Raw genomic sequence first — 16454 nt, 5'->3', positions numbered from 1 at the left:
GAGAGCGACGCATGACCATCGTGGAAGGCATCGAGGCTCGCGGCATGGAGCACTGCGAGACGACGGCACTGGCGGCGCTGCTGCGCCACCAGGGGCTCGACCTGTCCGAGCCCATGCTGTTCGGGCTCGGCTCGGGCCTGTCCTTCGTCTACTGGGACGCCAAGGGCATGGACGTGCCGTTCCTGGGCGGCCGGGTCAAGCCGTTCGAGCTCACCAGGAACCTGGCCGCCAGGCTCGGGCTGACCCTGGACGTGGCCGAGACCGGCTCGGCCCGCAGGGCCTGGGAGAACGTGGCCGCCCGCATCGACGACGGCCTGCCGGTCGGCCTCCAGCTCGACAGCCACCACCTGGACTACTTCGGGTCGAAGGTGCATTTCGGCGGCCACGTCGTCGCGATGTACGGCTACGACGAGCGGCAGGCGTACCTGGTGGACACCGCGCAACAGGGCGGCGCGGTGCGGACGAGCCGGGACAGCCTGGCGGCGGCGCGGGCCGAACGCGGCCCGATGACCGCCAGGAACCGTTCCTTCACCCTCACCCTGCCGGGCGGCCCGCCCGCCTGGCGGGAGCGGGCCGTCCCGGCGATCAGGGCGTGCGCCGAGGCGTTCCTCGCCGCGCCCATCGCCAACCTGGGCCACCGCGGCATCGACAAGGCCGCCCGCCTGGTGCCCGGGTGGCTGGACCGCGTGGCGGAGCCCGCGCGTGACCTGCCGCTGGCCGCCCTCCTCATGGAGAAGGGCGGCACCGGCGGCGGCCTGTTCCGCGCCCTCTACCGGGACTTCCTCGGCGAGTGCGCCGGATTCGTCGACGACGACCGCCTGCGCGCCGGCCACCGCCTGTACGCCGAGGCCGCCGCCCTGTGGACGGAGGTGGCCGCCCTGGTCGCCAAGGCCGGCGAGGGGCGCGAGGCGGCGTACCTGGAGCAGGCCGGCGCCGTCCTGCACGACCTCGCCCGCATCGAGCGGGACGCCATGCTGGCGCTGCGCGAGCTGTGACGGCGGGCCGCCGGAGCGTCCCGGACGGGCTGTGACGGCGGGCCGCTAGAGCGCCGCCCGGTCGAGGGCGGCCAGGCTGTCCGCGCGCAGCGACGGAAGGTCGCCGAGCACGGCGTCGGCCGCGCGCCGGCCGGACACCAGCGCCCCCTGGAGCGAGCCGGTGTCGCGGTGGTCGCCGCACACGTACAGGCCGGCGCGCAGCCGCACCGACCTGCGCAGCGGGTACGGCGGCCGCATCGCCGGCAGCGCCGCCGGCACCTGGTAGGTCGCCACGTGCTCCCAGCCGGAGGTGTCTCCGTAGATCTCGGTCAGGCGCCGGCGGACCGGACGTTCGTCGTCGGCCAGGCCCAGGACCGACGTGGACACCAGCGCCCGCCCGTCGGCGGAGTACCCGGGGGCCGCGTCGGTGAGCACCAGGGTGTCGGTGACGGCCCCGGTGGCGTCGACGATCTGGATCGGCTCGCGCATGGGGGAGCGGGGCGCGGCGTGGTAGAAGGTGGTCACCGCACGCATCTCCGGCGTCTCGATCTCGCTCAGCAGCCGGCCCGCGGCCCGCGGATCGGCGGCCACCACCACCGCCCGGCCCCCGACCGTGGCGCCGTCGGCGAGCCGCACGCCACCGGGGCTCACCTCGGTGACGCGGGCGCCGAGCGTGACGGTGCCCGGCGGCAGCCGGTCGGCGAGCCGGCGCGGGATCTCGCCCATGCCGAGGGCGGGCAGCGCGATCGTGCCGCGCGCGAACGACCGCCAGAACAGGTGGAAGATCCGGCTGGAGGTCTCCAGGTCGCGTTCCAGCAGCACCCCGGCCAGGAAGGGACGCATCAGGCAGTCGATCATCTTCTCCGACATGCCCCAGGCGCGCAGCTCGTCGTCGGTGCGCCGGTCGGGCCCGCCGCGCAGCCGGGACGCGGGCAGGAGCAGGTCGCGTGCCGTGAGGGCGGCGAGCACGGCGTCGTCGCGCGGCGTGCCGAGGCCGGTCAGCAGCCCGCTCAGCGCGTGCCGGGGATGCCGCCACGGCAGCATCACCCTGGCCCTGGCCCGCGTCCCCTGGACGATCATGCCCGAGGCGAACGGGCGCAGGTCGAGCGCGTCCAGGTCGAGCATCCGGCGGGCCTCAGGGTAGGCGGTGTTGAACACCTGGAAGCCGCGGTCCAGCCGGAACCCGTCCACGACGTCGGTGCGCACCCGGCCGCCCACCCCGTCGGACGCCTCCAGCACCCGTACCGGCACGCCGGCCTCGTGCAGCCGCACCGCGCAGGCCAGTCCCGCCATCCCGGCCCCCACGACGATGACGGCCCCCGCCGTTCTCCGCTCGTTGTCCATGTCAGGGGCCCTACCCGCGACCTCGCAGCTCAGACGCGGCGAGCGTACGGCGACCATGATCCGGCGGCGGCATACGGCGGCGAACGGCGCGGCCGGCGCGTACGGTACTCGCAGGGGAACCGGAGATCCGGCGCCCTCGTTTGTCCCAGGGGATCTGCTCCGCCGAACGAGGGGTGAGAATACTGAGGGTTCCTCTCAAGGGCTCCTTCCGCTACATCCACGAACCGCTGCGGCACGACGAGCAGTCGATGCCGCTGCTGGGGAACGCCGAGCTCGTCGACGAGCTGAACCAGCGGCTCCACTGGTCGCGCGGCGGCACGTTCCTCATCACCGGGTTCCGCGGCGTGGGCAAGAGCACGGTCGTCATGCGCGCGGTGGCGGAGATCGCCGCCGGACGCCCCCGCGACGAGCTCGTGGTGCCCGTCTCGCTGAACGTCGCCCGTCCCATGACCCCCGACCAGCTGCTCTTCGCCGTGGTCCGGCGGACCTACGAGACGCTGCACGACCGGCGGGTGCTGCAACGCCTCGACGCGGGCGCGCGGCGCGCGTTGCTGCTCGCGCACGTGCGCACCTCGTTCGGGCTCAAGCAGACGCAGTCGGACGCCTCCGAGCGCACGGCGACGTTCAACGTCGGCATGGGCCCGGCGGCCAAGAAGCTGACCGGGCCGGCCGGGTGGCTGAGCCCCAGCGGCAGCCTGTCCGGCAAACGCACCCGCTCGCTGGCGCTGGAGGCCTCGTACCTCACCTACTCCGACACCGACGTCGAGCACGACCTGGCGCGCATCATCAACCTGCTGGCCAGGCAGCCGGCGCGGCGGCGCGGATGGCGGTGGTGGTCCCGCGGGCCGCGGCGGGTCCATCTGATCATCGTGCTGGACGAGGTGGACAAGCTCACCGCGAGCCCCTCCGGCCTCGACGAGATCGAACGGCTGCTGGGCAGCCTCAAGAACACGCTCACCACGCAGGGCGCGCACTTCCTCGTGGTGGCCGGCCCCGACCTGCACGACCACGTGGTCAGGGACACCAGCCGGGGCAACAGCGTCTACGAGAGCGTCTTCGCCTGGCGTTGTTACGTCCCCTGCTCCTGGGAGGCGCCCGACCGCCTGCTGGACGCGGTGCTCGACGAACGGCCGGCCGAGTTCGAGCAACTGGCCCGCTACCTGCGCTTCAAGGCTCGCGGCATACCCCGGCGGCTGCTCCAGGAGTTCGGCGAGCTGGTCAGGTGGGAGGGCGAGCGGCCGTTCCTGGTCATCGGCGACCAGGACGAGCAGCGCGTCGCGTTCTACGCCCGGCTGGAGGAGCTGCTGGAGCTCTTCTTCCGGCAGAGCGGCCAGGACCGGCTCTTCCGGGTGCCGATCGACGAGGACCGGTGGCGGCTCACCGGCTACTACATCGTCGACTGGATCCTGCGCAGGCAGGGCGACACGTTCACCGCGCTGGACATCGTCGGCTCGGCCGAGCAGCCCGAGCTCGATCCGCTGCTGCACGTCGGCAGGGCCGGCGTCGACCGGCTGCTGCTGCACCTGGAGGTGCACGGCGTGCTGACCGTCGCCCGCGACCCCGGCAGGCCGGACGCGACGAACTACGGCGGCGAACCCGACGCGCGGCTGGTGTCGTACAAGCTCGCCGACGGGCTGAAGCAGACCCTGCTCGGCATCGCCCTGGGGAACGAGGGCGAACGGGCCGCGCTCGACATGTTCCTGCGCGTCCCGGCCCGCGACGTCACGGTGGTCCCCACGAAGCGGGCGAGCCCGGGGCCGGCCGGGGTCGAGTCGGTGCTGCGGACCGTCGGCGCCCGGTACGAGCTGGTCGAGTTCATCGGCGAGGGCGGCCAGAGCACCGTCTACCGGGGCCGGGACATCGTGCTGGCCAGGGACGTGGCCGTGAAGGTGCCGCGCCGCTTCCCGTCCGGCAACCCCGACGGGGAGGCGCGGCTGCGCAGGGAGGCCGCCATCGCCATCCAGCTCGACCACCCGAGGATCGTCCGCACCTACGACGTCGCCCTGGACGACGAGGGCCGGCCGATCCTGGTGATGGAACTGGTCGAAGGGCGCACGCTCAGCGAGATCGTGCGCCAGCAGGGCCCGCTGAGCCCCGCCGACGCGGTCCGCCCGGGCGCCCAGCTCGCCGAGGCGCTCACCTACCTGGACGGCCGCCGGGTCACCCGCATCGACCTCAAGCCGTCGAACATCATGATGAAACCGTCGAAGGACGCCGTCATCGTCGACTTCGGCATCGCCAAGAGCAGGGAAGCGGCCGAGATCACCAGCCCCGGTGACGCCATCGTCGGCACGCCCGCGTACATGTCGCCCGAGGCCGTGCGGAACGAGGTGGTGGACATCAGGTCCGACCTCTACTCGCTCGGCGTGCTCCTGTACTTCTCGCTGACCGGGCAGTCGCCGTACCCGGGCGAGAGCAGCATCCCCGCGGTCATCGCGGCGATCCTGGGCGGGCGGGTCGACCTGTCGGCCCTGACCGGCCTGCCGCACCTGCGGGACATCATCGCCAGGGCGACGGCGAGCGAGCCGGACGAACGCTTCCAGCACCCCGCCGACCTGCTGACCGCCCTGGCCGGCACCCCCGAGGGCCGGGCGCTCCACCTGCCGGACACGCCCGGCCCCGTCCGGCGGCCCGCGGAGGAGACGATCCCGCTGCCGGACGTCGCCCAGGACGACGTGCGGGTGTACGGCGTCGACTGCAAGAAGGGGCACTTCAACGACCCCCGCATGGCCAACTGCGTGGTGTGCGGCCGCCCGCTCAAGCCCACGCTGGTGCCGCACAAGGGCCCCCGGCCGCCGCTCGGGACGCTCGTCCTCGACGACGGGACGACGCTCCGGCTCGACGCCACCTACCTGCTCGGCCGCTCCCCGCAGACGGCCCCCGAGGTGGTCGCGGGCAGGGCCCGCCCGGTCAAGCTGGCCGACCCCGAGAGCACGGTCTCCCGTCACCACCTGCGGGTCAAGCTCGACGGCTGGGACGTCAACGTCATCGACCTGGGCTCGGTCCACGGCACCCGCCTGCGGATCCCCGGCGAGGCCGCGGCCCAGGACCTCCCGCCGGACGAGCCGGTGACGATCCGGCCCGGCACCACCGTCACCCTCGGCCGGTCACGCTGGATGCGCCTGGAGGACGAGCAGCCGGGCGCGCCGGCCGACGGCCCGCGCGGTGAACGTCTCGGCCCCTACCGGCTGGTCCGCAGGCTGGGCGAGGGCGGCACCGGCGTGGTGCATCTCGCCGTCGAGCCGGGCGGCAGGCAGGTGGCGATCAAGGTGCTGCGTCCCGACGTGGCCGGCGACGCCCTCGCCCGGCGGCGCCTGACCCGGGAGGTCGAGGCGATGCGCCTGGTCCGCGACGACCACGTGGCCGAGGTCGTCGACGTGGACGTGACCGGCGACCCGCCCTACATCGTGACCCGGTACGTGCCCGGCCCGTCCCTGGTCGAGCTGGTCGGCCGGGCCGGGCCGCTGAAGGTCGCCGCCCTGATCCGCGTGGGGAAGGGCATGGCGCAGGCGCTGGCCGCCATGCACGCGGCGGGGGTCGTCCACCGCGACCTGAAGCCGAGCAACGTGCTGCTGGCGGACGGCGACCCCGTCGTGATCGACCTGGGCATCGCCCAGGCCGCCGACTCCACCAGGCTCACCATGACCGGCATGTTCGTCGGCACGCCGGGCTACCTCTCCCCCGAGATCATCACGGGGGAGAAGGCGGGGCCGCCGGCCGACGTGCACGCCTGGGGCGCCACGCTGCTCTTCGCGGCCACCGGCCGGCAGCCCTTCGGCGAGGGCTCGTTCGAGAAGATCTTCTTCAACATCGTGGAGAGCAGGGCCGACGTGGAGGCGGCTCCAGTCCTGCTGCGCCCACTGCTGACCGAGGCCCTCGCCAAGGACCCGGCCCTGCGGCCGACCGCCGCACAGCTGGTCGGCCGCCTGACCGAGCTGGAGAAGGGCCCGGCCTGACCCCGCCGTGCCCTACGCCCAGCCGTAGACCGACCTGACGGCCGCGGCGATCTCGTTCACCAGCGCCGTGTCGTTGCCGTTGGCCAGCACGGCGTAGCCCGCGCCGAGCTCCGGATAGCCCTTGAACACCGACTTGAAGCCGTAGTTGGAGCCGTCGTGGGTGTAGGAGAAGTTCCGGGTGCCGGAGCCGGCGACGAACAGCCCGCGTCCCATCCCGGGCTGCGGGCCCTCGGTGAGCAGCGTGCGCACCGACGTGCGGGTGAGCGGCCCGGCGATGTCGCCGGTGGCGGTCCAGGCCCGGTTGAGGTACGACACCAGGCGGCACAGGTCGAGCACGTTCGTGTAGAGGCCGGCCGCGGCGGACTCGGGATACCGGTTGTGGCCGCCCGGGATCACCGTCCCGGTGGAGGTGTGGCCGGAGGCGAGCTCGAAGGCGGGGGAGAGCGCGTACGAGCTGCCCGCCATGCCCAGCGGGGCGAACACCTCCTGGCTCATGTAGTCGGCCAGCGACCGGTCGGTCAGCTCCTCCACCATGCGCTGCAGCAGCACGTACCCGGCGCCGGAGTAGTGGTACTCGGCGCCCGGCTCCGTGGACAGCTCGATCCTGGGGGAGTTGCCCTCGCCGTTCATGATCTGGAGCAGTGACGGGACCGTGGCGGCGGCGCCGTACCCGGCGAAGCCGCCGCCACCGGCGGCGAAACCGGAGCAGGCCCCGGCGGGCGAGGTGGAGCCGCGCCCGACGACCCCGGCCCGGTGAGTCAGGAGCTGCTCGACGGTCGGCACCGCCGTCGGCGACACGCACGAACGGGCCGGCAGCGTCCAGCCGAGATGCGGACGGACGTCGGCGGTGAGCGCGATCTTGCGCGTCTGGAGCAGGCGCAGCACGCCCACCGCGGTCACGGCCTTGCTGATGGAGGCGGCCTGGAACGCGCTCTCCGGATGCGCGGCGGGGGCGCCGCCGGCGGCCAGCCGCCCGTAGCCGGTGGACCAGGCGATCTTGTTGCCGACGACCACCGCGACCGCCACGCCCGGCGTCTTGTACGCGCTCATCCGCTGCCAGATGGTCGAGCCGCCGACCGCGTTCTCGAACTGGCGCACCCGGTCGGTGGGCAGCGCGGGCGCCTTGCCCCGGGAGCACAGCGCCCAGCCGCCGCCCGGCGCGAAGGCCAGGTTGTGCAGCTGCCAGCCGCCGCCGGCCAGGGACTTCATCTTCGCGAAGCAGGCGTCGTCGACGCCGCGGGCGTGGAACTCGTCCTGCGCGACCAGGGCCCAGCCGCCCGCCTTGGGGAAGGCGACGCGGGTCAGCCGGCGGCCGCCCTGGGTCAGGTTGCGCATCATCTGGTAGCACTCGTCGTCCACGCCGTTGGCCTGGAAGGCGCTGGTCGCGACGACCGTCCAGCGGTCGCCGCCGGCGGGCGGGAAGGCCACGTCCACGACCTGCTGCCCGGCGGTGTAGTACGCCTTGATCCGGCTGAGGCACGCCGTGGGCAGGCCGCGGGACGACACGCCCTTGTCGGTGGTGATCACCCAGCGGTCGCCGCCCTCCGGCGGGAAGGCGATGGCGTTGACCTTCCGGCCGGCCTTGACCAGCGCCTCCAGCTCCGTGAAGCAGGCGTCGGGGATGCCGCGGGCGAAGTACCGCCCGTCCTGCGTGACCATGACCCAGCCGCCGGACGGCGTGAAGGCGAGCGCCGTGACGCCGTAGGGGGCCAGCTCCACCAGCTTGGCGTGCGCCTCGGCGGTCAGCCCCGCGTCCGCGGACGGGTAGGTCGCCGCGAAGGCGGGCCCGGCGGGCACCATGGCGGGCACCATGGCGGGCACTGTGGCGGCCCCCAGTCCGGCGACACCGGTCAGGGTGAGAAAACGTCTCCTGTCCACAGGGCTCCTCGGTCAAGGCGGGGCGAAACACGGTGATCTTGGCAGAGATGTCCGGCCAGGGCCAACCGCGACCGGCTCCGGCACGGGCCGGGGGTGTACCTGGGTCCACCCCGGACCGGGGGACAGGTGCAGTGACCGGGCGCGCGGCGGGCGGCATCGTCGTCCTCGTTCTACCGGTTCGACGGAAAAGTGAGAGCACATGGTGCAGACCGAGAGCAGGACGGCCCGTGGCGTGGTGGTGCCGGCCGGGGTGTTCGTCGCCGTCGCGTTCGTGGCGGCGGGCGTTCTGGGCGCGGCGCAGGCGGGCACGCCGATCCCGCCCGTGGTCATCCAGCTGACCCAGTTCGGCCCGGCCCTGGCCGTGGCGGTCGTCGCGCTGCTGTGGCCGCGTACCGCCCGCGAGGCGCTGACCGGGGCCGTGGGCCGCGGCGACCGTTCGGGGCTGTCCGGGGCTCCGGGGCGTGGCGGCGGGACGGCGCTGTCCGGGGCCCGGGGGCGGGCCGGGCTCGCCGGGGTGGCGTTGCAGGGCACGGCGTTGCTGATCGTCGGGTTGAGCGCCGGGGCGTACGGCCTGCTGACCGGCGACGCGCGTTTCACCGCACCGGGGGCGTTGAGCAGCCCGTTCGCGCTGATCGTGGTCGCGCAGCTGGTCGGGGCGTGCGCCGAGGAGATCGGCTGGCGGTGCCTGCTCCAGCCGCTGCTGCGCCGCCGTACCGGCCCGCTGACGGCGTCGGTCGTGGTGGGCCTGCTGTGGGGTGCCTGGCACGTGCCGGTGTTCGGCCGGCCGCCGCTGTACGCGGCCGCGTTCCTGCTGGCGACGGTGTCGATGTCGGTGGTGCTGGGGCTGGCCCTGGAACGGCTGCGCGGCCACCGGCTGCTGCTGACCGGCGGCTTCCACACGCTGGTCAACCTCGGCCTGCTGCTGTTCATGGACGAGGAGGCGGGCGCGCTCGCGCCGATCGCGCTGTTCGGCGTGACGTGCCTGCTGGCGGCCCTGCTGTGGGTGTGGAGGGCACCGGCTAGACTCCTCCACCGATGAGGGGGACGGGGAGGCGGGCCGCCGTGGCGCGCTGCCAGCTCGCGGGGCTGCTCGCCGTGGCGGTGTCGGCGGTGGGCGCGTTCGTCGTCCTGGCTCTCGTCCTGCTGCCGGTCGGGGCCGGCTTCTGGCTGCTCGGGCCCGGGGCCAGGACGCTGCGGTCGCTGTCCGACCGCGCCCGCGACCGCGCCGCCCGGTGGACGGGCACGCACGTCGCCCCGGCCGAGCCGTTCGCCGGCGACCCGTCCTGGAGCAGGCGCAGGCGGGCCGGGGCGATCCTGGCCGCCGAGGGGTTCTGGCGGGACCTGGTCTGGGCCTGGCTGGAGCCGTGGATCGGCGGCGCCCTCGTCGCGGTCCCGCTCGCCTTCCTCTGGTACGGCGCGTTCGGCGCGCTGGTGCAGCCGTTCGTGTGGCCGCTGCTCGGCGACGGCAACTGGTACGCGTTCGTCCCGGTGAGCGACACCCCGACGATGCTGGCGGCCCTCGTGCTCGGGGTCGCCTTCATGGCCGCCGGGCTCCTGCTGGCCCCGCCGGTCCTGCGCCTGCACGCGCGCTGGACCCGGCTGCTGCTGTCGGTGCCGCGCCGTGCCGAGATGGCCCGGCGCATCGCCCACCTGACCGACACCCGGGCCCAGGTGCTCGACGTGCAGGCGGAAGAGCTGCGGCGCATCGAGCGCGACCTGCACGACGGCGCCCAGGCCCGGCTCGTCTCCCTCGGCCTGACCCTCGACAGCGCCACCCGGCTCCTCGACAGCGACCCGGCCGCCGCCCGCACGCTGCTGCTGGAGGTGGGCGAGACCGCCGCCCGCGCCCTGGAGGACCTGCGCAACCTGGTGCACGGCATCCAGCCGCCGGTGCTGGCCGACCGGGGGCTCGGCGACGCCGTCAGGTCGCTGGCGCTGGACAGCTTCCTCGACGTCCACGTCGAGGCCCGGCTGGCCGGCCGGCTTCCCTCGCCGGTCGAGTCGGCGGCCTACTTCGCGGTCGGCGAGCTGCTCGCCAACGCGGCCAAGCACGCCGCCGCCCGGGAGGTCGCCATCGTCCTCGACCACGACGGGCGGCGGCTGCGCGCCACCGTCACCGACGACGGCCGTGGCGGCGCCGACCCGGCCAAGGGCACCGGGCTGCGCGGGCTCCGGCGCCGCCTGGAGTCCTTCGACGGCGTCCTGACCCTGCACAGCCCGCCCGGCGGGCCGACCACTGCGACCCTGGAGATCCCGTGCGCGTTGTCCTCGCCGAAGACCTCTTCCTGCTGAGGGACGGGCTGACCAGGACCCTGCGCGAGCACGGCTGCGAGGTGGTGGCCTCGGTCGACAACGGCCCGTCCCTGCTGCGGGCGTTGCTGGAGGACGAGCCGGACGTCGCCGTGGTGGACGTCCGGCTCCCGCCCACGTACACCGACGAGGGGCTGCAGGCCGCGCTGGAGGCCCGCCGCCGGCGTCCCGGCCTGCCCGTCCTGGTCCTGTCGCAGTACGTCGACCAGCTCTACGCCAACGAGCTGCTGGCGACCGGCGACGGCGCCGTGGGCTACCTGCTGAAGGACCGGGTCACCAACACCGCCCAGTTCGTCGACGCGGTACGCCGGGTCGCGGCGGGCGGCACGGTGATGGACCCCCAGGTCATCGCCAAGCTGCTGTCCCGCAGCCAGGCCCGCGGCATGATCGGCAGCTTGACCCCGCGCGAGCTCGACGTGCTGGAGATGATGGCCGAGGGCCGGTCCAACGTCGCCATCGCCGCGGCCCTGCACTTCAGCGAGAGCGCGGTGGCCAAGCACACCGCGAACATCTTCGCCAAGCTCCGCATCGCCCACTCGGCCGACGACAACCGCCGCGTCCTGGCCGTCCTGGCCTACCTCAAACGCTGACTTTGACTTCGAGCGCGCTCGAATCCCTAGCGTCGCGCCCATGACGACGACACTGATCACAGGGGCCAACAAGGGGCTCGGGTTCGAGACCGCCCGGCGGCTCGTCGCCGCGGGGCACACCGTCTACGTCGCGAGCCGGGACGCCGGACGCGGGCGGCGGGCCGCCGAACGGCTGGGCGCGCGGGCGGTGCCGCTGGACGTCACCGACGACGCGTCCGTGGCGGCGGCGGCGCGGGCCGTCGAGGCGGACGGCGGGCTGGACGTGCTGGTCAACAACGCCGGTGTCCAGGTGGAGATGGCGGACGGCCAGGTGGCCGGGGCGGCGGAGGTGACCGCCGAGATGATGCGGCGCACGTTCGAGACGAACGTGTTCGGCATGGTGCGCGTGCTCCACGCGTTCCTGCCGCTGCTGCGGCGATCCGGCGCGCCGGTCGTCGTCAACGTCAGCAGCGGCCTGGCCTCGCTGTCCCGGATGACCGATCCCGGCAGCCCCGGCAACGCCTACCCGGGCGTCGCCTACCCGGCCTCGAAGGCGGCCGTCAACATGGTCACCGTCCAGTACGCCAAGGCGTTCCCGCTGATGCGGATCAACGCGGTCGAACCCGGCTTCACCCGTACGGACCTGAACGGCAACAGCGGCCGGCAGACCGTCGAGGAGGGCGCCGAGATCATCGTGCGCATGGCCCCGGTGGGACCGGACGGCCCCACCGGGGGCTACTTCGACGCCGAGGGGCCCCTGGCCTGGTGACCGCCCCGCGCGCCGCCTCCCCGGGAGGCGCGCGGGCCCGCCGGTCAGTCCTTGATGACCGCGTCGCGGGGGCCGCCGTAGACCGGGTTCTTGTCCAGGCGCTCCTCCGTCACGAGCAGCTGGATCACGCCCTTGGCGTTCTCCTCCGCCTCCCAGACCACCCAGTGGTCGCCGACGGGCGTGCTCTGGATGCGGTCGATGCCGTACCCTCCCGGATTGCCGGGCGGGACGCTGATGACCGCGAAGATCACCTTCTTCCCGCGCCGCTTCAGCTCGGGCAGCACCTCGCCGACGGTCTTCTCGTCCACCCGCAGGCCCTCCAGCGAGCGGCCCTTGTCGGTGGCGACGCGGAACTCCGGCTCCACGTGCTTGGGCGTGGGCGCGGGCACCGGCTCGCAGGGCGACACCGGGCCCTCCATCAGGTACGTCGTGGTCATGCCCCGCTTGCCGCTGATGGTCCAGACGAACGTCTGACCCGGGCCGAACAGTTTGCTGTTGATGCGCATCTGCCAGCCCTCGGTCTCGCCCGGGATGTTCTCCGGCACGCTGTAGAGACCGCGTGGGATGTTCTCCACGTGCTTGCCGCGCGGCTCGCGGCACATCATGCCCGTGGGGACGTGGTCCACCATCGCGGGCACGCCCAGCTCCTTCAGCCGCCGCTCCAGCTCCGGGGCGTCGTCGAAGTCGCGGATCTGGATCGTCACCATCCCGTCGTCCAGGTTGACGGCCCACGAGCTGGGCGCGCCGTCCTTCATCGCGATCGGGACCGTCACCACCCCGGCGGCCAGCGCGACCGCGGCGGCCAGCCCGAACGCCAGGCGCCTCGGTCTGACGCCCCGCCGCACCCGTGGAGCCGTACTCGGCTCCGGCTCCGTGCCCGGCTCCTGGGCGGTGATCGCGGCCAGCAGCGCCCGCGCCCCCGCGTCGGACGGCTCACCTGCCCGCTCGCCCGGTGCGACCCGAGCCAACGCCCCGATCGCCGCGATCTCGTCGACGTTCTTCACGGTGTCCTTCACAGCGCTCCCCCCAACGGCCTCTCCGCCGGGACCAGCCGGCTCTCTGCGGTGACGTGCACTCCCGCCGACGTCAAGGCGCGCGACAGGCGCTTGCGGGCGCGGTGCAGCCTGATGCGTACGGCGTTGCGGGACAACCCCAGCGCCGTCGCGATCTCCTCGCGCTCCAGCCCCTCCCAGGCGACCAGGGACAGCAGCTCCCGGTCGTCGTCGGACAGGCTCCGGAACGCCCGGCCGATCGCGTCCAGCTCGACCTGGGTCTCGGGTGAGTGGCCGTACCGGTCGGCCAGTTCGGCGTCGAGCTCGGCCGTGCGCTCCCTGCGGCGGTTGTCGCCCCGGTGAGGGTTGGCCAGCACCTTGCGCGCCACGCCGTACAGCCAGAGGGTGGCCTCAGGGCCCTCCGGCAGCTCGTCCACCCGGCGCCAGGCGACGGTGAAGGTCTCCGCCACCACGTCGGCGGCGTCCTGAGGCGAGTCGCACCGGCGTACGGCGTAGGCGGTGATCTGGCCGTAGGCCTGGTTGTAGACGGCCGTGAACCTGGCCGACCGCTCGTCATCCACGGGCGGTTCCCATGGCGATCTCCTCATCGGATCATTTGCTCTGACACCCCTACCTATGTGCGCTCATGAGCCATCATTTCGAGTAAAATCACGAAGTTTCGAGAGCGGGCGGAGTCAGCCGCCGCGCACCGGGTTCTTCGGCACGCGTTCCTCCGACACCAGGAGCCGCACCGCGCCCTGCCGGTACGGCTCGGCGGCCCACACCACCCAGTGGCCGCCCACCTTCGCCGACTGCTCCCGCGGGTTCATCGAGAAGCCGTCCCCGTCGGGCGCGGGGCGGATGATCTGGAACGTCACCTCCAGGCCCCGCCTGCGCGTCTCGGCCAGGACCTCGGCGACCGTGCGGCCGTCCGGGACGTACCCCTCCAGGGCCTCGCCCTTCCTGGCGGCGTCGGCGTTGTTCTGGTACAGCTCGCCAGGTTTGGCCGGGCGGCCCAGGTAGAGCGTCCCCTTGCCGCCGAACCCCTTGGAGACGGTGACGGTGAGCGCGCAGCCCGGCCCCCGGGGGCGCAGCCCTCCGGCCGGAGGGCGCCGCCGATGCGGTCGCGCCCGGTCGTGCCGGCGAAGCCGAGCCGGAAGACCTTGCCGACCCCTGTCGGGGAGGCGGGCCGCAGGTCGAGGGCGACGTCCAGGCCCATCGCCCGGAACGCCTCGCTGTAGAGGGCGTGGTCGGCGAACGGGTCCTTGATCGTGGCCACGTACTCGTCGCCGCGCAGCTCGATGTCGATGGCGGAGTTGGCGTACGCGGCGAGCCGGGCGTCGCGGCCGGCCACCACCGGCCCCAGGACGGCCACGACGGCGAGCACGGCGGCGAGCGCGGCGGCGAGCGCGGCGGCGGCCGGCAGCCCGGCGAGAAGGGGGCGGGCGCGCCGGCGAACGCGCGGGGCGGCCGGCGGGCGGTCCTCCTCCGCGGCCAGCGCGGCCAGGAACCGGCCCTCCTGCGCGGCCAGCGCGTCCGCGGCGGGCGCGGGCACCTCGGAGCGGAGACGTTCGAGCTCGGTCATCTCATTCATGGACGGGCTCCTCGCTGACGATGGCCATGGGGTTGACTCCGCCGAGCTCTCCGCGCAACTTCTGCCTGGCCCGGTTGATCCGCGACCGCACGGTTCCGACGCGTACGTCCAGCGCCTCGGCGACCTCGGGGTACGTCAGGCCGGCCCACGCGACCAGGAGCAGCGCGTCGCGGTGCCCCCGGGGCAGCGTCGCCAGCGCCCCGGCCAGGCGGCGGCGGGCCGCGGCGGCGCTGACCCGGTCGTCGCTGCGGTCGGTGAAGGAGGCCGTGACCGGGTCGGTGCCGGTGCGTTCGAGCACGCGCAGCTGGTGCACCTCGGCGCGCACGTGGCGGCCCATCAGGTTGGTGGCGATGCCGTACAGCCAGGGACGGGCGTGCGGGCGGGACAGGTCGTAGCGGCCGCGCTGCCGGAACGCCGTCAGGAACGTCTCCGCCACCACGTCGTCCGCGGCGTCCGCCCCCAGCCTTCTGGTGACGTACCGGGTGATGCCGGAGGCGTGCCGGCGGAACAGCTCGGCGAAGGCTTCCGGTTCGTGCAGGGATCGTTGGACATGGGAGGCGTCATCACCTTCCGTAGGTTTCGGGGCGCTCACTTCGTGGCCTTTCGGCGATGAATCAGGACAATCGTTGTTGCCTGACCGGCCGCGAGCGGTTCCCGGCGACCGCGTACGGAACGCCCCCATCGTCCCGGGAGGCGGTCGGCCGCCGTCGAGGGCGTGGTGCTCGACCTTGCCGTCGGGCAGCCGCGGCAGCGCGTCCAGCCGCTGGAACACCGTGCGGACGGCCGTCTCGACCGGCGCCACGAGGAACAGAGGACCCCGAGCGAAGAGCCGCATAGGCTGGTTCCATCGCCGGTTCCGCCGAAGTGCAGGAGGGCGTCACATGCGTTCGCGCTTACGTCGCGTCCGGTCGGTGTTGCTGTCCCCGATCCCTCTTCTGCTGCTGTCGGGCGCCGTTTACGCGCTCTACTGGTCGGGGGAGTATCCGCGGTCGCCGTCCTATGACGGCCTGATGCCGTTCCGGGTCGCCGCCGAGAAACCGGCCGACGGCCCTTCGGTCACGCTGACCGCCCGGCCCCTCCTCGCCTGGACGGAGCCCGGCAGACCCACCAGCGTCGACGACTTCTCCATGGTCGTCGTGCCGGTCCACCAGCGGGCCGGCGAGTACATGCTGACGGTCACCTTCGACTTCCCGGTGAGCGCCGTCCGGTACCACCAGCACTGGGGCGAGAACAAGATCTTCCTGGAGATCGAGGACTCGCTCTACGAGTTCCGGGAGGAGTATCCGGACCTGGACTTCGTCGACCCGGCGAAAGGCGCCACCCCCGTCGCCGGCGAGATCTGGTACCGCGAGTACAACGACAGCATCACGCTCTCCGACCCCGCCCCGGACGTCGAGTCGGCGTCTCTGCGGTCCATGCGGTGGGTGCGCGACAACGGCGGCATCTCGGTCCAGTTCCTGGCCGTCGACAACACGGTCGCCTTCTGGATGGACCGGATCGCGGATTTGGCCATCCTCATCCTCGGCGCGGCCGCTGGCATCCTCCTCACCCCGAGCGGGAGCCGCGATCCCGGCGCGGTGCCGGATCGATGAGCCTCAGGAGAACCACCGGTGGTCAGCTCCCGCAGGATCGACCGCAGGCCGGCGAAGAACGGATCGGCGCGAACATCAGGAAATCCGAGAGGAACGTCCGGGACGCCGGATAATGATTACACCTCCGAAGAACCTCGCGGTCCACTTTTCAATAACAGGCCGATAAATGTTTATGACGTCGGTGAGCGGCTGACTACGGAACGCGCCGAAAAGCGGACGGTGAGCCCGGCCGGGGTTCGCGACGGCGAAGTCGGCCACAATTCTGGTAATAAAGTCTTCCTGTGTGATTCGCATCACACCGTCCTGCCGAGCCGCCCGTGCGGCAAGCGAGTGAGCTGGTCAAAGCCCTGAACCCGGCTCAATCCCGGACCTCCTGCTCACCGTGGGCCGCCTTGTCAAGATCTATTCCTGGTCGCACTGCCTGTGTATATCTGAGGCGTTATTTACGGGGAGCTTACAGGGGTGCGCCCGGATGC

The 16454-nt window shown here is 73.2% G+C and carries 14 protein-coding genes; 7 read left to right on the top strand and 7 right to left on the bottom strand.

Annotated features, from left to right (window positions below; translation table 11 throughout):
• The first annotated feature begins 11 nt into the window (after positions 1–11).
• A complete protein-coding gene (locus ACNF49_RS37215) occupies positions 12–995 on the top strand; it encodes a BtrH N-terminal domain-containing protein (RefSeq protein WP_482940529.1) in 984 nt (327 codons plus the stop codon).
• Positions 996–1040: 45 nt separating this feature from the next.
• On the opposite strand, the gene ACNF49_RS37210 is transcribed toward ACNF49_RS37215, so the two are convergent.
• Entirely contained in the window at positions 1041–2318 is a 1278-nt protein-coding gene (locus tag ACNF49_RS37210) for an NAD(P)/FAD-dependent oxidoreductase (protein ID WP_482940528.1), read from the bottom strand.
• A gap of 173 nt (positions 2319–2491) precedes the next feature.
• Here ACNF49_RS37210 and ACNF49_RS37205 point away from each other — a divergent pair, with 173 nt between their 5' ends.
• Entirely contained in the window at positions 2492–6274 is a 3783-nt protein-coding gene (locus tag ACNF49_RS37205) for a protein kinase domain-containing protein (RefSeq protein WP_482940527.1), read from the top strand.
• 12 nt (positions 6275–6286) lie between these two features.
• On the opposite strand, the gene ACNF49_RS37200 is transcribed toward ACNF49_RS37205, so the two are convergent.
• On the bottom strand, positions 6287–8152 hold the full coding sequence (locus ACNF49_RS37200) for a serine hydrolase domain-containing protein (RefSeq protein WP_482940526.1): 1866 nt from the start codon (positions 8150–8152) through the stop codon (positions 6287–6289).
• A gap of 199 nt (positions 8153–8351) precedes the next feature.
• On the opposite strand from ACNF49_RS37200, the gene ACNF49_RS37195 reads away from it, so the two are divergent.
• Genes ACNF49_RS37195 through ACNF49_RS37180 form a run of 4 tightly spaced genes read left to right on the top strand, consistent with a single transcriptional unit; the run spans position 8352 to position 11800 of the window.
• Positions 8352–9191 (top strand): CPBP family intramembrane glutamic endopeptidase, encoded by an 840-nt coding sequence (locus tag ACNF49_RS37195; RefSeq protein WP_482940525.1) that lies wholly within the window; start codon positions 8352–8354, stop codon positions 9189–9191.
• The gene (locus ACNF49_RS37190; protein WP_482940524.1) at positions 9188–10444 is read left to right on the top strand and encodes a sensor histidine kinase; all 1257 of its coding nucleotides are present in this window, start codon (positions 9188–9190) and stop codon (positions 10442–10444) included. Before ACNF49_RS37195 ends, ACNF49_RS37190 begins: the two co-directional genes overlap by 4 nt.
• Entirely contained in the window at positions 10408–11052 is a 645-nt protein-coding gene (locus ACNF49_RS37185; protein ID WP_482940523.1) for a response regulator transcription factor, read from the top strand. Before ACNF49_RS37190 ends, ACNF49_RS37185 begins: the two co-directional genes overlap by 37 nt.
• Before the next feature lie 40 nt (positions 11053–11092).
• Positions 11093–11800: an SDR family NAD(P)-dependent oxidoreductase gene (locus tag ACNF49_RS37180; RefSeq protein WP_482940522.1), complete on the top strand. Its 708-nt coding sequence runs from the start codon at positions 11093–11095 to the stop codon at positions 11798–11800.
• Positions 11801–11844: 44 nt separating this feature from the next.
• Here the strand turns inward: ACNF49_RS37180 and ACNF49_RS37175 are convergent, their stop codons facing one another.
• The 5 genes from ACNF49_RS37175 to ACNF49_RS37155 all read right to left on the bottom strand — a co-directional run bounded on the left by ACNF49_RS37175 (position 11845) and on the right by ACNF49_RS37155 (position 15188).
• Positions 11845–12816: a hypothetical protein gene (locus ACNF49_RS37175; protein WP_482940521.1), complete on the bottom strand. Its 972-nt coding sequence runs from the start codon at positions 12814–12816 to the stop codon at positions 11845–11847.
• Complete coding sequence (locus tag ACNF49_RS37170; protein WP_482940520.1) at positions 12813–13373, bottom strand: RNA polymerase sigma factor; 561 nt, start codon at positions 13371–13373, stop codon at positions 12813–12815. The genes ACNF49_RS37175 and ACNF49_RS37170 overlap by 4 nt, the downstream gene beginning before the upstream one ends.
• Positions 13374–13487: 114 nt before the next feature.
• Complete coding sequence (locus tag ACNF49_RS37165) at positions 13488–13670, bottom strand: hypothetical protein (RefSeq protein WP_482940519.1); 183 nt, start codon at positions 13668–13670, stop codon at positions 13488–13490.
• Complete coding sequence (locus tag ACNF49_RS37160) at positions 13667–14386, bottom strand: hypothetical protein (RefSeq protein ID WP_482940518.1); 720 nt, start codon at positions 14384–14386, stop codon at positions 13667–13669. Before ACNF49_RS37160 ends, ACNF49_RS37165 begins: the two co-directional genes overlap by 4 nt.
• Positions 14379–15188: an RNA polymerase sigma factor gene (locus tag ACNF49_RS37155; RefSeq protein ID WP_482940517.1), complete on the bottom strand. Its 810-nt coding sequence runs from the start codon at positions 15186–15188 to the stop codon at positions 14379–14381. The genes ACNF49_RS37160 and ACNF49_RS37155 overlap by 8 nt, the downstream gene beginning before the upstream one ends.
• 79 nt (positions 15189–15267) lie before the next feature.
• Here ACNF49_RS37155 and ACNF49_RS37150 point away from each other — a divergent pair, with 79 nt between their 5' ends.
• Positions 15268–15978, top strand: a complete 711-nt coding sequence (locus ACNF49_RS37150) for a hypothetical protein (protein WP_482940516.1) — start codon at positions 15268–15270, stop codon at positions 15976–15978.
• Positions 15979–16454 lie beyond the last annotated feature (476 nt).

Source organism: Actinomadura sp. ATCC 39365, from assembly GCF_054392275.1.
The sequence above is the reverse complement of the archived record's forward strand: the minus strand, read 5'-3'. Positions and strand labels throughout refer to the sequence as shown.

Coding starts and splice junctions, on each gene's coding strand:
- ACNF49_RS37215 (WP_482940529.1), top strand. CDS start 12: ATGACCATCGTGGAAGGCATCGAGGCTCGCGGCATGGAGCACTGCGAG.
- ACNF49_RS37210 (WP_482940528.1), bottom strand. CDS start 2,318: ATGGACAACGAGCGGAGAACGGCGGGGGCCGTCATCGTCGTGGGGGCC.
- ACNF49_RS37195 (WP_482940525.1), top strand. CDS start 8,352: ATGGTGCAGACCGAGAGCAGGACGGCCCGTGGCGTGGTGGTGCCGGCC.
- ACNF49_RS37190 (WP_482940524.1), top strand. CDS start 9,188: ATGAGGGGGACGGGGAGGCGGGCCGCCGTGGCGCGCTGCCAGCTCGCG.
- ACNF49_RS37180 (WP_482940522.1), top strand. CDS start 11,093: ATGACGACGACACTGATCACAGGGGCCAACAAGGGGCTCGGGTTCGAG.
- ACNF49_RS37160 (WP_482940518.1), bottom strand. CDS start 14,386: ATGAATGAGATGACCGAGCTCGAACGTCTCCGCTCCGAGGTGCCCGCG.
- ACNF49_RS37150 (WP_482940516.1), top strand. CDS start 15,268: ATGCGTTCGCGCTTACGTCGCGTCCGGTCGGTGTTGCTGTCCCCGATC.